General features: G+C 68.2%; 2 protein-coding genes and 1 pseudogene. 1 reads left to right on the top strand and 2 read right to left on the bottom strand.

Annotated elements, in window-relative coordinates:
- Window positions 1–86 precede the first annotated feature (86 nt).
- Entirely contained in the window at window positions 87–683 is a 597-nt protein-coding gene (locus tag HUA75_RS09885; RefSeq protein ID WP_217446008.1) for a hypothetical protein, read from the top strand.
- A gap of 26 nt (window positions 684–709) precedes the next feature.
- Here HUA75_RS09885 and HUA75_RS09880 read toward each other — a convergent pair whose 3' ends face one another.
- Together HUA75_RS09880 and HUA75_RS09875 are read right to left on the bottom strand one after the other, a co-directional pair.
- Window positions 710–1,021 (bottom strand): hypothetical protein, encoded by a 312-nt coding sequence (locus HUA75_RS09880; RefSeq protein ID WP_174486219.1) that lies wholly within the window; start codon window positions 1,019–1,021, stop codon window positions 710–712.
- Between the two features lie 68 nt (window positions 1,022–1,089).
- Window positions 1,090–16,305: pseudogene (locus HUA75_RS09875) on the bottom strand (non-ribosomal peptide synthase/polyketide synthase); the annotation flags it as partial.
- Between the last annotated feature and the right edge of the window lie 42 nt (window positions 16,306–16,347).

Below are 16,347 nucleotides of genomic sequence, written 5' to 3'. Positions count from 1 at the left end.
TCCGCCAGGCCATGCAACGCGTCAGGCAATTCCAGGGGAACTGTTCTTTTGGTGCGTTGAGGAAATCAGACATGGATGCCCCTAGAATGGCAGCCATGAACTGTCTGAGTCTTCGCGCGGCGCTTCCATGGATGGCCACCGCCCTGTTCCTCACCGCTTGTGGTGGTGGCCGGGACGCAACGGGAGAATGTCGAGGCACCTATCTGGGAGAGGCCGTGGTCTGGCCCATCGATGGCGTGGCCTCCCGGTTGATGGACGAGGCCTACGATTCCAACTGGGTGAACTTGACCTATCTCCCGCGCGGTCAGGCAGGACTGACGGGCTTTGGCGTGGACATCCTCCTGGATAAGGACAGGCGCATCGATGAGGGCAGTGGCTCGCGGACGGTGCTGCTCATCAACAAGGAGACCGAGTTCGCCCCGGAGGTGAATCTGCTGGTGCACGGCTGGTATGGCACCCTGAGAAAATCGTCGGGCTCCGGGAGGGGCTACCACGAGGCGTCCGGACTGCCGAGGGGAGGCTCCGTGACGTTCGATGTGGTGGACGACAAGCGCGCCGCGGGTCACTTCATCTACCGCTATGAGAATGGCGACGAGTTGACCTGCACGTTCGACGCGCCGACCCCGGCGGAGGCTGAAGGCATCTTCGACGGCGCGGGTGACGGCGACGACGATGACGACTGAGCTGGCAGCAGCCCAGGCGTCACGACTCAACGCCGAGCGACGAAGACCACTGAGACGCTTCGAGGCTCTTCGTTCCGGTAGGAAATCGTGACGATAAGATCACAGGGGTGCTTCGGGCTCGTCCAGTCGCCGCACCAGACCTGGAAATCAGTGGACTCGTCGAAGCTCACGAGGTCGTGACCGAGTGCCCGCAGCTCCGTCGCGATTCGATATCCCTCTGCATCGGGAGCCGCGGCTGACTTGAGCCGCGCTGCCAGCACCTGCTCCAGCTCACGGGAAAGTCGATCCAGGTCGCGCGTCTGGGCAAAGCTCTCGTAGGAGAAGCAGGGGTCAAGCATGGAGGGACCCCATCTGAACATCTTCCCGCGCGGATTCCGACCCGCGACGAGTGGATGGTGCCCTCCCCCTAATCGCCATGGCCCCCACGCAGCTTCGCTGACAGGTGTCGTGCGAGGACTTCGACGTCCGGCGCGGCGAGGATGGAGTCGTGGTTGCCTGGAAGCGGCAACACCTCCACGCCTCCGGTCGCCAGGAGCCCCCAGCCTCCATCACGCACGGACTCCGGCAAGGCGCGCTCGCTCTCTTGCGCCTGGAAGAGCGTGACCTTGCCCCCGTAACGCCCCGGCGAGTACCTCCACAGCGCGCGCAGGTTGCTGTCATAGACGCGGTACAGGGGCCGCAGTTGTTCGAGCCCGAAGTCCTCCACAAGGACTCCCGCCGCGCGCCCCGCATCCAACAAGCGCTGGAGCAAGACGTCCTCGGCACGCGCCTCGTAGCTGGCCTCGACGGTCAGGTCCGGCACGTCCATCGCGAGCAGGCGCGACGCGGCCTCCACGAAGCGGGCGAGGCTCCAGCGTGAAGCATCCCCCTCCGGAGGACGCTGCTCGACCGCGTGGGCGTCGATGAGCGCGACGAGCTCAACGTGCTCGCCCTGTTGCTCCAGCAGCCTCGCCATTTCGTAGGCCACGTGCCCGCCCAGGGACCAGCCTCCAAGCCGATACGGCCCCGTGGGCTGGAGGGCGCGGACCTCTTCCAGGTAACGCGCCGCCATGGCCTCGATGCTCTCCAGCGGCGACTCGCCACCTTCGAGTCCCAGGGACTGGAACGCGTGGAACGGAACCTCGGGCCCCAACCTGCGCGCGAGCTCCGCGTAGGAGAGCACATTGCCGCTGACGGGGTGGACGCAGAAGAAGGGTTGCCCCGTGCCTGTCGTGTTCAGCGCCACCCGAGTGGAGACGCCTCCAGGCAACTGCCTCAAGCGTGCGGCGAGCGCCTCGATGGTCCCCGCCTGGAACACGGCCACGAGCGGGAGGTCCCTCCCCAGGTGCTTGCGAATCATCGACACCAGCCGCATCGCCAGCAGCGAGTGGCCTCCCAACTCGAAGAAGCCCGTGCGGACACCGATGGGCCGCACGCCCAGCAGCTCTTCCCAGAGGCGGACGAGCTGCAGCTCCAGCGCGTCACGCGGTGCCAGCGGCGGAGCCAGGGACTCGGACCTCACGGCCTCGGGGACCGGCAGTGCGCGACGGTCCACCTTTCCGTGAGGAGTGAGTGGGAGCGCCGCCAGCACCACGAATGCGGACGGGACGAGGAAGTCTGGCAGCCGCTCCCGGGCGAACCCTCTCAGCGAGGACACGTCCAGCAGCGCGCCCTCCTCTGGCACCACGTACGCGACGAGTCGCTTCCCCGTGGCCCCCTCCTCGCGTGCCATCACCAGCGCGTTCGCGACGCCCGGATGCTCCCGCAGCGCTGCTTCCACTTCACCCGGCTCGATGCGGAAGCCCCGGACCTTGACCTGCTCGTCGGCCCGCCCCAGGTACTGGAGTTCGCCATCCGGCGTGTACCGCACCCGGTCTCCGGTCCGGTACAGCCTGGCTCCCGGCGCGGTGCCGAAGGGGTCCGGTACGAAGCGCTCCGCCGTCAGCCCGGGCCGCGCGAAGTAGCCGCGCGATTGGCCGACGCCGCCCAGGTACAGCTCGCCCGTGACACCAATGGGCACCGGTTGCATCCGGACATCCAGGACGTAGGCCTGGGTGCCCGCGAGTGGCCGTCCAATCGTCGGCTCCGAGCGGGCATCTCGCCGAGCCACCGCATATGTCGAATAGGTCGTGTCCTCGGTCGGGCCGTAGAGGTTGAGCACCTGCCTCACGCCGGGAGCAGCCTCGTGGACCGCCTGCACCAGGGCGTTGCGAAGCGGCTCCCCCGCCAGGTTCACCGTCGTCACCGACTCCGGCAGCCCTCGCGAGCGCGCCAGCTCCTCCATCGCCGAGGGCACCGTGTTGACGAGCGTCACCCGACCGGCCGCCGGCAACGTGGGCAGTGCCAACGCGTTCTCCGCCAGCACCACCGTGCCGCCCACCGCGAGAGGTACGAACAGCTCGAAGACGGAGAGGTCGAAGTTGAGGGAGGTGGAGGCCAGCACGCCCGCGAGCTGGTCGCGCGAGAACGTCGCCGCGGCCCACTTCACGAAGGCCACGCCATTGCGATGCTCCAGCGCCACGCCCTTCGGCCTGCCCGTGGAACCCGAGGTGTAGAGCACATACGCCAGGTTCTCCGTCACGAGTCGGCTCGTGGGACTGTCGCTCCGCTCCAAGTCACCCTGGGATTCGTCGAGCGCGACGTGTTCGGCCTCCACGGGTGGCAGCGTCTGCAAAAGCCGCCGGGGCCCCACGAGGACTCGTGGTCGCGCATCCTCCAGGATGAACGCCAACCGGGCGGGCGGGTGCGTGGGGTCCAACGGCACATACGCGCCACTGGCCTTGAGGATGCCCAGCACCGCGACGAGCAGCTCCTCCGTGCGCTCCACGCACAAGCCCACCCGGGTCTCCGGTCCCACACCCCGCTCCACCAGACGGTGCGCCACGGCATTGGCCCGCTGGTCCAGGGTCCGGTACGTCAGCGACGCCTCTCCCGCCACCACCGCCACGGCCTCGGGGGTCCGCTCGGCCTGGAGCTCGAAGAGGGTGTGCAGACACGTCCCCTCCCCTTCGGGTGCGGGCGTGGCGTTCCACTCGACGAGCACCTGGTGTCGCTCCGCCTCCGTGAGCAACGGCAACTCGAGGACCCGTTGCTCCGGGTGTGCGATGGCGCCCGCGAGCAGCAGCGTGAGGTGCTCCAGCAACCGCTCCATCGTCGCGCGGTCGAACGGCGCGGTGCTGTACTCCAGATTCCCCGAGAGACCCCGCTCCGTGGCCGCCACGCCCAGCGTGAGGTCGAACCGGGACTGGCGCAGCTCGACCTCCACCGGACGCAGCGAGCGCAGGCGCGGCGCCAGCGCTCCCGCCCCGGGAGTGCTGTCGAAGGTGAGCATCACCTGGAACAATGGTGAGTGCCCCAAGCTGCGCTCCGGCCGCAGCTCCTCCACGAGCTTCTCGAACGGAACCGCCTGGTACGCATAGGCATCCAGCGTCACCTCGCGCACCCGCGACAGCAGCTCGCGGAACGTGGGGTTGCCATCGAGCTTCGTACGCAACACCAGGGTGTTGACGAAGAAGCCCACCAACCCCTCCGTCTCCGCATGCGTGCGACCCGCAACGGGCGAACCGACAGACACGTCGTCCTGTCCTGAATAGCGCGCCAGCAACGCCTGGAAGACCGCCAGCACCACCATGAAGGGCGTCACGCCCTCGCGCTGGGAGAAGGCCAGGAGGGACTCGGAGAGCGCGCGACCCGGCTCGAACGGGAGGGAGCTCCCCTCCAGTGACTGCACCGCCGGACGAGGACGGTCGGTCGGCAGCTCCAGCGCGGGCGGAGCACCCGCCAACTGCTTGCGCCAGTAGCCCAACTGCCGCTCCAGCTCCGCTCCACGCAACCACTCCCGCTGCCACACCGCGTAGTCCGCGTACTGCACCGGCAGCTCGCTCAACGGCGATGGCTGCCCCTTCGAGAACGCCTCATACAGCGCGCTCACCTCGCGCACGAGCACGCCCATCGACCAGCCGTCCGCCACGATGTGGTGCATCACCAGCACCAGCACGTGCTCCTGCTCCGACAGCCGCACCAGCATCGTGCGCAGGAGCGGGCCCGACTCCAGGTCGAACGGCCGCTGCGCCTCGGCCTCCAGTCGGCGCAGCAGCTCCGCTTCACGCGTGTCCTGAGGCTTGGACTCCAGCGTCACGAACGTCAGCGGTGGCTTCACGTCCGGAAGCACGACCTGGACGGGGTGCCCCTCGTCAGACCGGAAGACCGTCCGCAGGGACTCGTGGCGGCGCACCAACTCCGCGAAGGCGCGCTCCAGCGCGGCGACCTCGAGCGCCTGCTCGAACCGGATGGCGGCGGGAACGTTGTAGACGGTACCGCCGGGCGTGAGCTGTTCGAGGAACCACAAACGCTGTTGCGCGAAGGACAATGGCACTGCGCCCGTGCGCGGCACCGGAGTCAACGGCGGCACCTGACCCGCCTCGCCCGTCCGTCGCAGATTGTCGAGGCGCGACGCCAGCGCCTGCACCGTGGGGGCCTCGAACAGAACCCGCACGGGCAGCTCCATCCCGAGGACCGCGCGCACCCGGGAGGCGAGCTGGGTCGCCAGCAGCGAGTGTCCGCCCAGCTCGAAGAAGTCCTCGGTGGCCCCCACCCGGGGCACGCCCAGGACCTGGGCGAAGAGGCCCGCCAGCAGCTCCTCGGTCTGGGTGCGGGGCTCCACTCGAGCCGCGTCGCGACTTCCCTTCGACGCCTCCTGCGCGGGCAGCGCCCCGCGGTCCACCTTGCCATTGGACGTCAACGGCAACGCGTCCAACACCACGAAGGCGGAGGGCACCATGTGCGCCGGGAGCCGGGCTTCGAGCGCGCCGCGCAGCACATCGGTGTCCAGGGACACGCCCGCCCTGGGCGTGACATAGGCCACCAGTCGCTTGTCGCCCGGCGAGTCCTCGCGCACGACGGCGACCGCTTCCCGCACCGAGGGCTGTTGCCCCAGCAGGGACTCCACCTCGCCCAGCTCCACGCGGAAGCCTCGCAACTTCACCTGGAAGTCGAGCCGGCCCAGGTACTCCAGTTCGCCGGAGTCCAACCAGCGCACCCGGTCTCCCGTGCGGTACAGACGCGAGCCCGGCACCCGCGAGAAGGGATGGGGCACGAAGCGCTCGGCGGTGAGGTCCGGCTGGTGGCGATAGCCCCGCGCCAGTCCCACGCTCTCCACGCACAGCTCGCCCGGGACTCCCACCGGCACGGGATTCAACGTGGCATCCAGCACGTAGGCGCGCACGTTGGCCCACGGGCGTCCAATGGAGAGGCGCTGGTCCGCTGACAGTGGCTCCGACATCGTGGCGCACACGGTGACTTCCGTGGGGCCATAGGCATTGAACATCTGGACCTTGTCCCCCCAGCGCGCCACCAGCTCGGGCGTGCACGCCTCACCCGCGGAGACCAGGGTCCGCAGCGAGGGGAAGTCCTCTGGCTCCAACTGCGCGAGGACGGAGGGCGTCAGGGAGACCGCGGTGACGGGCTCTTCGCGCAGCAAGGTGCGCAGCAGGGTACCGGGCAACAGGCGCTCGCGAGGCGCCAGCACCAGGGTCGCACCGGCCAGCAGCGCGCCAAAAATCTCCCACACCGATGCATCGAACCCCACGGAGAAGAACTGGAGGACGCGACTGTCGCCCCCCAGGCCCATGGAGCGGCCCGTCTGGAGGGCCGTGTTGCAGAGGCCCTGGTGCTGCAACAGCGCGCCCTTGGGGCGACCCGTGCTGCCCGAGGTGTAGATGATGTACGCGAGATTCTGGGCACTGACCTCCGTCACCGGCGCGGAGTCGGGCATGGACCCAAGCAGGGCCGCGTCCGTGTCCAGCAACACCAGTTGCTCGGCACCCGAGGGGAAGAGGTCCGCGAGGGCCTCGGTGGTGACGAGAACCGGAGCAGCGCTGTCGCGCAGCATGTACGTGAGCCGCTCGATGGGATGGCTCGCGTCCAGTGGCACCCAGGCGCCACCGGCCTTGAGGATGCCGAGGATTCCCACCACCGTCTCCAGCGAGCGCTCCAGGCAGAGCGCGACAGGGACCTCGGGGCGGATGCCCAGGGACCGCAGGTGGTGCGCGAGTTGATTCGCGCGCGCGTCGAGTTGCGCATAGGTGAGGGACTGACCTTCGAAGCGCACCGCCTCGGAATCCGGAGTGCGGGTGGCCTGCGCCTCGAACAGGTGGTGCGCACACGCGTCCCGAGGGAAGTCCTGCTCGGTGGCATTCCAGTCCACCAACACCTGACGCCGCTCGTCCTCGGTGAGCAACGTGAGCGCGGACAACCGGGCATCTGGTCGGTCCACGGCGGACTGGAGCACTCGGCCCAGGTGCCGGACCATCCGGTCCATCGTCGCGGCCTCGAAGAGCGCGGTGCGGTACTCACAGGTACACCCCAGGCCCCCCTCTGTCTCCACCAGCGCGAGCGTGAGGTCCAGTCGCGAGGTACCGGTCTCCACGCCCGCGCTGCGAAGGGTGAGGCCGGGCACCGACACCTCGGTGACGGGCTGGTTCTGCAGCACCAGCTTCACCTGGAAGAGTGGATTGTGGCCCTGGCTGCGCTCGGGATTGACGTCCTTGACCAGCTCCTCGAACGGCAGGTCCTGGTGTGCATAGGCGCCGAGCGTGGCGTCCTTCACGCGGCCCAACAGCTCGCGGAACGAAGGGTCCCCGTCCAGTCGCGCCCGCAGGGCGAACTGGTTGATGAAGAAGCCGATGATTCCCTCGGTCTCCTCATGGTGACGGTTGGCGATGTCAGTGCCAATGACGAAGTCGTCCTGCCCTGAGTAGCGAGAGAGGACGACCTCGAACCCCGCGAGCAAGACCATGAAGAGCGTCGTTCCTTCGGCGCGGCAGAGCGCATGGAGTGATTCCGTCAGCTCGCGTGGCAACACTCGCGAGATGCTGGCGCCTCGGAAGTCCTGGACGGAGTCCCGAGAGAAATCCGTGGGCAGCTCCAACAACGAGGGAGCCCGCGCGAGATGCTCGCGCCACCAGGAAAGCTGCGCCGCCAGGGCCTCCCCCTTCAACCAGCCACGTTGCCAGGCCGCGTAGTCCGCGTACTGGAGGCGCAGCTCCGGGAGTGGAGAGGGCTCGCCCCTCACGAACGCCTGATAGAGCGTGCTCAGCTCGCTCATCAGCAGGCCCATGGACCAACCATCGGAGATGATGTGGTGCAGGGTCAGCAACAGCACGTGCTGCGTTTCGGAGAGTCGGAGCAGACCGGTGCGCAGCAGAGTGCCCGTGGCGAGGTCGAACGGACGACGGGCCTCCTCGCGCACCTGTCGGCGCACCTCTGCCTCACGCGTCTCCGGCGTGAGGGACTCCAGGTCCGCGAAGGGAATGGACCATGCGGCGGGTGGATGGATGCGCTGGAACGCGCCCCGGGCGTCTTCCGCGAACGTGGTGCGCAGGGACTCGTGGCGACGCACCAACTCCGTGAAGGCACGCTCCAGGGCCTGCACGTCCAGGGCACCCGTCAGCAGGAACTCCGTGGCGACGTTGTAGAAGGCACTGCCGGGCTCCAGTTGGTCGAGGAACCAGAGGCGCTGCTGCGCGAAGGACAGAGGCAGCACGTCCGTGCGCGGCGCGGGTAGAAGCGGCGGCGCCTGGATGGCGGACCTGGCCCCTGTCTCTGGGGACTCCAGCTTCCGAGCCAGCAGTTCGACGGTGGGAGCCTCGAAGACGTCCTTCAGCGGCAGCTCCACGCCGAAGGTCGCGCGCACGCGAGAGACCAGCTGCGTGGCCAGCAGCGAGTGGCCTCCGAGTTCGAAGAAGTCCTCGTCCACGCCCAGCTCGCCGACGTTGAGGACCTCCTCGAAGAGGACCATCAGCGTCGCCTCCGTGTCCGTTCGCGGAGGCAGCAATTCCCTCGACGTCATCCCTATCGTCTCGGGAGCGGGCAACGCCTTGCGATCCACCTTCCCATTCGGCGTCAGCGGCAGCGTGTCGAGCACCACCAGCGAGGACGGCACCATGTACTCGGGCAACCGATTCCGTGCGACGTCGCGCAAGGCGGGCACGTCCACGGACAGCTCCGGGCGGCCGACCACATAGGCCACGAGGCGCTTGTCGCCGGGCACGTCCTCCCGCACCACCACCGCCACCTCGCTCACGCTCGCGTGCGACGCCAGCGCCGCCTCCACCTCTCCCAGCTCGATTCGGTAGCCCCTCACCTTCACCTGCGCATCTCGCCGGCCCAGGAACTCCAGCCTCCCGCCCTCCCTCCACCTCACCACGTCGCCCGTCCGGTACAGCCGCTCTCCCTTCCCAAACGGACTCGGGACGAAGCGCTCCGCCGTCAACTCCGGCCTGCCCACGTACCCCACCGCCAACCCTTCCCCTCCTACGTACAGCTCTCCCGGCACCCCTTCCCCCACCACCTCCATCCCCTCGTCCAACACGTACGCCAGCGTGTTCTCCACTGGCTTCCCAATCGGCACCGAGCCCTCTCCCGCCTCCTCCTCCCTCTCCATCCGGTGACACACGCTGAACGTCGTGTTCTCCGTCGGCCCGTACCCGTTGATGAGCACGCCTCCCCCCGCCAACCGCTCCCTCACCCTCCCCGCCGGCAGCACGTCTCCTCCCGCCAACACCTGCCTCACTCCCCCCAGCGCCTCCGGTTGCCTCGCCTGCATCTGCTCGTACAGCGCCGCCGTCAGCCACAGCGACGTCACTCCGCTCTTCCGCAGCGCGCTTCCGAGTTCCTCCAGCGACGGTGTCCCCGCCGGGTACACCACCAGCTTCCCTCCGTGCAGCAGCGCTCCCCATATCTCCAACGTCGACGCGTCGAACGACACCGGCGCCAACTGCAACCACACTTCCTCCGCTCCGAAGTGCGCGTAGCTCGTCCCCACCACCAGTCGCGTCACCGCTCGCTGGGGCACTCCCACTCCCTTCGGCTTCCCCGTGCTCCCCGACGTGAAAATCACATACGCCAGGTTCTCCCCTCCCACGGCGGGACTCGGGTTGCTCTCCGGCTGGCTCGCAATCCCTTCCCACTCCGTGTCCACGCACACCACCGCCTCCCCTCCCTCCGCCACCTCGTCCGCCAACCTCTCCTGCGCCACGAGGACGGCCACCCCTGCCTCTCGCTTCATCCACCCCAGCCGCTCCAGCGGGTAGCTCGCGTCCAGCGGTACGTACGCTCCTCCCGCCTTGAGGATGCCCAGCACTGACACCACCAACTCCAGCGAGCGCTCCACGCACAGCCCCACCTTCACCTCGGGGCCTACCCCCATCCCTCTCAGGTGGTGCGCCAGCTGATTCGCTCGGCGGTTCAGCTCTCCGTAGCTCAGCCTCTCGCCCTCGTACTCCACCGCCACCGCGTCCGGACTGCGCCTCACCTGCTCCTCGAAGAGTGACGCCAGGCTCGCCTCTCGCGGGTACTCCACGCGTCGGCCGCTCCACTCCTCCACCACCACCCGTCGCGCCTCTTCCCCCTGCATCGGCAGCGTCCACAGCCTCGCCTCAGGCCGTGCCACTCCTGCCTCCAGCAGCACCCGAAGGTGCTCCACCATCACCTCCACCGTCCTCCTCTCGAAGAGGTCGCTGTTGTAATTCGCCACCACCGCCACTCCGTCCGCCACCTCCTCCACCACCAGCGACAGGTCGACCTTGGAGGTCGTCCCTTCCGCGTCCATTCCCCTGAGCGTCAGTCCTTCCTGACGCAGCTCGGTCACCGGCGTGTTCTGCAGCGTCAACGTCACCTGGAAGAGCGGGCTCCGACTCAGGTCTCTCTCGGGCTGCAGCTCCTCCACCAGCTTCTCGAACGGCACGTCCTGGTGGGCGTACGCTCCCAACAGCGTCTCGCGCACCTGTTTCACCAGTCCCGCGAAGCTCTCTTCACGCCCGATCCTTCCGCGCAACACCAGCGTGTTGACGAAGAAGCCAATCAAGCCCTCTGTCTCTGTCCGAGTCCGCCCTGCGATGGGCGAGCCCACGCACACGTCTTCCTGTCCCGAGTACCTGCCCAGCATCGTCTGGTACGCGGCCAGCAACACCATGAAGGGCGTGGCGCCCTCCCGCCTCCCGAGTCCCTCCACCGACCTCCACAGCGCGTTCCCCCACAGCGCCTTCACGAAGCCGCCCCGGTGCGTCTGCACCGCCGGCCTTGGCCTGTCGGTCGGCAACTCCAGCACGCTCGATGCGCCTTCCAACTGCGTGCGCCAGTAGGCGAGCTGCCGTTCCAGCTCCGCCCCCTGCAACCACTCGCGCTGCCACACCGCGTAGTCGGCGTACTGCACCGGCAGCTCGCTCAACGGCGACGGCTGTCCCTTCACGCGGGCCTCATACAGCGCGCCCACTTCCCTCACGAGCACACCCATCGACCAGCCGTCCGTCACGATGTGGTGCATCACCAGCACCAGCACGTGCTCCTGCTCCGACAGCTTCACCATCACCGTCCGCAGAAGTGGCCCCGACTCCAGGTCGAACGGCCGTCGGGCCTCTTCCTCGAATAATCTCCGCACCGAGCTTTCGCGCTCCGACAACCCGCTCACGTCCTCGCATCGCAGGACAAGCTCCGCCTCCTCGGCGATGACTTGAACGGGACCGCCCGCGCCCGCACGGAACGTCGTGCGCAACGACTCGTGGCGGCGCACCAACTCCGAGAGGCCATGCCGCAAGGCCTCGACATCCAGTGTCCCCGTCAGGCGCACCGCCACGGGCAGGTTGTAGGAAGACTCCCCGGGAGAGAGCTGATCGAGGAACCAGAGGCGCTGCTGTGCGAAGGACAACGGCGGCGCGAAGGAGCGATCCGCCCGCGCCTTCAGCGGCGGAGCAACACCGCCTCCCGCACGCACAGCCGACTCCAGCCTGGCGCCAAGGCGAGCCACCGTGGGCGACTCGAACAACTCGCGCAGCGGCAGCTCGACACCGAAGGCACCGCGGATGCGGGAGAGCACCTGCGTGGCCAGGAGCGAATGGCCTCCCAACCCGAAGAAGTCCTCGTGGACGCCCACCGTGTCCAGACGCAAGACCTCCGCCCAGATGCCCGCCAGCAGCTCCTCCGTCGGTGTGCGCGGAGAGACCCACGCATCTTCCGCTCCCGCCTCGTCACGTGCGTCAGGTGTCGGCAGCGCCTTGCGGTCCACCTTTCCGTTCGGAGACAGCGGCAGCGAATCCAGCACCACCCATGCCGAAGGCACCATGTACTCCGGCAGCAGGCGCTGCGCGTACGTCCGCAGGTCTGTCGACTCCAGCGTAGAGCCTTGCGGAGGAGCCACATACGCCACCAACCGCGCATCGCCCGGCACATCCTCCCGCACGACCACGACCGCCTCGGCCACACTCGGGTGCTTGCGCAGCACCGACTCCACTTCCCCCAGCTCGATGCGGAAGCCTCGCAGCTTCACCTGTCCGTCACGCCGGCCCAGGTATTCGAGCGAGCCATCCGCCAACCATCGAGCCCGATCCCCCGTTCGATACAGGCGTCCGCCCGGTACCGGCGAATAGGGGTCCGCCAGGAAACGCTCGGCGGTCAGGTCAGGACGGCGCCAGTAGCCTCGGGCCAGTTGCACGCCACCGATGTAAAGCTCTCCCGCGACGCCCACCGGCAGCGGATGGAACCGTTCGTCCAGCACATACATCCGCGTGTTCGCGATGGGGCGACCGATGGGCACCCTGTCCCCAGGAACGCCTCGCTCACACGTCCAGGCCGTCACGTCCACCGCCGCTTCGGTCGGTCCGTAGAGGTTGTGCAGCTCCGCACCCAGCCGCGCGTGGAACAAATCCCGCAGCTCGGGGGTCAGCGCCTCGCCGCTGCACACCACGCGCTTCAAGCGGACGCAGTCCGCGAGCCGGGGCTCCTCCAGGAATGGCCGCAGCATCGACGGGACGAAGTGCAGCGTCGTCACGCGCTCGCGCGCCACCAGGTCGACCAGATACGCGGGCTCCCGGTGTCCACCCGGTCGCGCCATGACGAGCCTCGCGCCCGTCATCAACGGCCAGAAGAGTTCCCACACCGAGACGTCGAAGCTGAAAGGCGTCTTCTGCAGGACGCGGTCCTCTCCCACCAACCCATGCGCCTCCTGCATCCACAGCAATCGATTGCAGATGGCCGTGTGCGTGTTCATCGCCCCCTTGGGCCTGCCCGTCGAACCCGAGGTGTAGATGATGTACGCCAGCGCGTCGCCCTCCAGTTCGACGGGAGGAGCGTCCGTGCTCTCGCGTCGCACCGCGTCCCATCCTGAGTCGAGGCAGAGGGTGTCCACCTCATGGCGGGGAAGGATTGCGAGCAGGCGCTGCTGGGTCAGCAGCACCGCCGGCTCCGCGTCGTCCAACATGTATTCGAGGCGCTCCTGGGGATAGCCCGGGTCCAGCGGCACGTAGGCCGCACCCGACTTCAAGACGCCCAGCAGCGCGACCATCAACTCCAGGGAGCGCTCGGCGCACACCGCGACGCGGCTCTCCGGCCCTACCCCTCGGGCGAGCAGTTGCCATGCGAGCTGATTCGCGCGCCGGTCCAGCTCCCGATAGGTGAGCTGGGTCTCCTCGAAGACCACCGCCACCGCATCCGGTGTCCTCTGGACCTGGGCTTCCACCAGATGGTGAAGCAGCGCCCCCGGTGCTCGCGGTCGCTGGGTGTCATTCCATTCCGTCAGCACCTGACGACGCTCGTCCGGAGTCAGCCACTCCAGGTCGAGCAGCCGTTGCTCCGGCGCTCGGACCGCGCTCTCCAGCAGCGACCGCAAGTGTCCCAACAGCCGGTCCACGGTCCGCGCATCGAACAGGTCGCTGTTGAACTCCAGCGCGCCGGAGAACCCCTGGTCCGTATCGGTCAGCTCCAGGGTCAGGTCGAACTTCGCGGTCCTTCCCGCGGACTCCGTCGGCTCCAGCCGCAAGCCCGCGGCCGACAACGCCGTCGTCGGGGCATTCTGGAGCACGAACATCACCTGGAAGAGCGGCGGGCGACTGAGGTCACGAACGGGCTGAAGCTCCTCCACCAGCTTCTCGAACGGGACGTCCTGGTGCGCGTAGGCCCCCAGCGTCGTCTCCCGCACCCGCGCGAGCAGGTCTCGGAAGCAATCCTCGGACGACACCGTCGTCCTCATCACCAGCGTGTTGACGAAGAAGCCGATGAGGCCCTCGGTCTCCTCGCGCGTGCGGTTGGCGATGGGCGAGCCGACGCAAACGTCCTCCTGGCCCGAGTACCGCGCCAGCAACGTCTGGAACGCCGCCAGCAGCACCATGAAGGGCGTGGCGTTCTCCCTTCGCGCCAGCTCCTTCACCGCATCCCGCAGCGCCGGAGGCCACGCCAGTCTTCGACTCTCCCCCCGGAACGTCTGCACCGCCGGACGAGGCCGGTCCGTCGGCAGGTCCAGCGCGCGCGGAGCGCCCTCCAGTTGATTGCGCCAATAGGTGAGCTGTCGCTCCAGCTCCGCCCCCTGCAACCACGCCCGTTGCCACACCGCGTAGTCCGCGTACTGCACCGGCAATTCGCGCAAGGGCGACGGCTGCCCTTGCGCGTACGCGTCGTACAGCGCGCCGACTTCTCTCACGAGCACGCCCATCGACCAGCCATCCGACACGATGTGGTGCATCACCAGCACCAGCACGTGCTCCCGCTCCGACAGCTTCAGCAAGAGCGTCCGCAGCAACGGCCCGTTCTCCAGATCGAAAGGCCGGAGAGCTTCCGCTTCTGCCCGCTGAGGGGTCTCACGGTCGCGCTGTTCGAACGGCAGCTCGGTCAGGTCCACCTGCTCCAGCGGCACGCGCCCTTCGGGCAGGATGACTTGCACGGGCGTTCCCGCGTCGGCTCGGAACGTCGTCCGGAGGGATTCATGTCGGCGCACCAACTCCGCGAAGGCACGCTCCAACGCCGTGACGTCGAGGGTCCCCGTCAGCCGTACCCCGGTCGCGATGTTGTAGAAGGCACTGCCGGGCTCAAGCTGGTCGAGGAACCAGAGGCGCTGCTGCGCGAAGGACAGAGGCAACACGTCCGTACGCGGCGTGGGCAGAAGCGGCGGAACTCGCTGCTCGACGGCCTCTGACCGAGGTTGCTCGAAGCGTCTCGCCAGCAACTCCACCGTGGGGGACTCGAAGACCTCTCGCAGGGGCAGTTCGACCGAGAAGACCGTGCGGATCCTCGACACCAACTGCGTGGCGAGCAGCGAGTGCCCGCCCAGTTCGAAGAAGTCGTCGTGCAATCCCACGCGTTCGACGTTCAGCACCTCCGAGAAGATCGCGGCCAGCGAGGCTTCGACGGGAGTACGCGGCGCCACGAAAGTCTCGGGCTCGGCACCGTGCGTGTCGGGAGAAGGGAGCGCCTTGCGATCCACCTTCCCGTTCGGCGTCAGCGGCAGCGTGTCGAGCACCACGAGTGAGGACGGCACCATGTACTCGGGCAACCGACTCCGCAGATGCGCCCTCACGACCGACAGGTCCACCAGGCGTGACGCGGCCTCTGCATTCTGTGCGCGCTCCGAAGATGGTGGCACGAGATAGGCCACGAGGCGCTTGTCGCCGGGCACGTCCTCCCGCACCACCACCGCCACCTCGCTCACGCTCGCGTGCGACGCCAGCGCCGCCTCCACCTCTCCCAGCTCGATTCGGTAGCCCCTCACCTTCACCTGCGCATCTCGCCGGCCCAGGAACTCCAGCCTCCCGCCCTCCCTCCACCTCACCACGTCGCCCGTCCGGTACAGCCGCTCTCCCTTCCCAAACGGACTCGGGACGAAGCGCTCCGCCGTCAACTCCGGCCTGCCCACGTACCCCACCGCCAACCCTTCCCCTCCTACGTACAGCTCTCCCGGCACCCCTTCCCCCACCACCTCCATCCCCTCGTCCAACACGTACGCCAGCGTGTTCTCCACTGGCTTCCCAATCGGCACCGAGCCCTCTCCCGCCTCCTCCTCCCTCTCCATCCGGTGACACACGCTGAACGTCGTGTTCTCCGTCGGCCCGTACCCGTTGATGAGCACGCCTCCCCCCGCCAACCGCTCCCTCACCCTCCCCGCCGGCAGCACGTCTCCTCCCGCCAACACCTGCCTCACTCCCCCCAGCGCCTCCGGTTGCCTCGCCTGCATCTGCTCGTACAGCGCCGCCGTCAGCCACAGCGACGTCACTCCGCTCTTCCGCAGCGCGCTTCCGAGTTCCTCCAGCGACGGTGTCCCCGCCGGGTACACCACCAGCTTCCCTCCGTGCAGCAGCGCTCCCCATATCTCCAACGTCGACGCGTCGAACGACACCGGCGCCAACTGCAACCACACTTCCTCCGCTCCGAAGTGCGCGTAGCTCGTCCCCACCACCAGTCGCGTCACCGCTCGCTGGGGCACTCCCACTCCCTTCGGCTTCCCCGTGCTCCCCGACGTGAAAATCACATACGCCAGGTTCTCCCCTCCCACGGCGGGACTCGGGTTGCTCTCCGGCTGGCTCGCAATCCCTTCCCACTCCGTGTCCACGCACACCACCGCCTCCCCTCCCTCCGCCACCTCGTCCGCCAACCTCTCCTGCGCCACGAGGACGGCCACCCCTGCCTCTCGCTTCATCCACCCCAGCCGCTCCAGCGGGTAGCTCGCGTCCAGCGGTACGTACGCTCCTCCCGCCTTGAGGATGCCCAGCACTGACACCACCAACTCCAGCGAGCGCTCCACGCACAGCCCCACCTTCACCTCGGGGCCTACCCCCATCCCTCTCAGGTGGTGCGCCAGCTGATTCGCTCGGCGGTTCAGCTCTCCGTAGCTCAGCCTCTCGCCCTCGTACTCCACCGCCACCGC

Origin of the sequence: Myxococcus sp. CA040A, assembly GCF_013336725.1 — a bacterium.
GTDB lineage: Bacteria > Myxococcota > Myxococcia > Myxococcales > Myxococcaceae > Myxococcus > Myxococcus llanfairpwllgwyngyllgogerychwyrndrobwllllantysiliogogogochensis.
The sequence above is the reverse complement of the archived record's forward strand: the minus strand, read 5'-3'. Positions and strand labels throughout refer to the sequence as shown.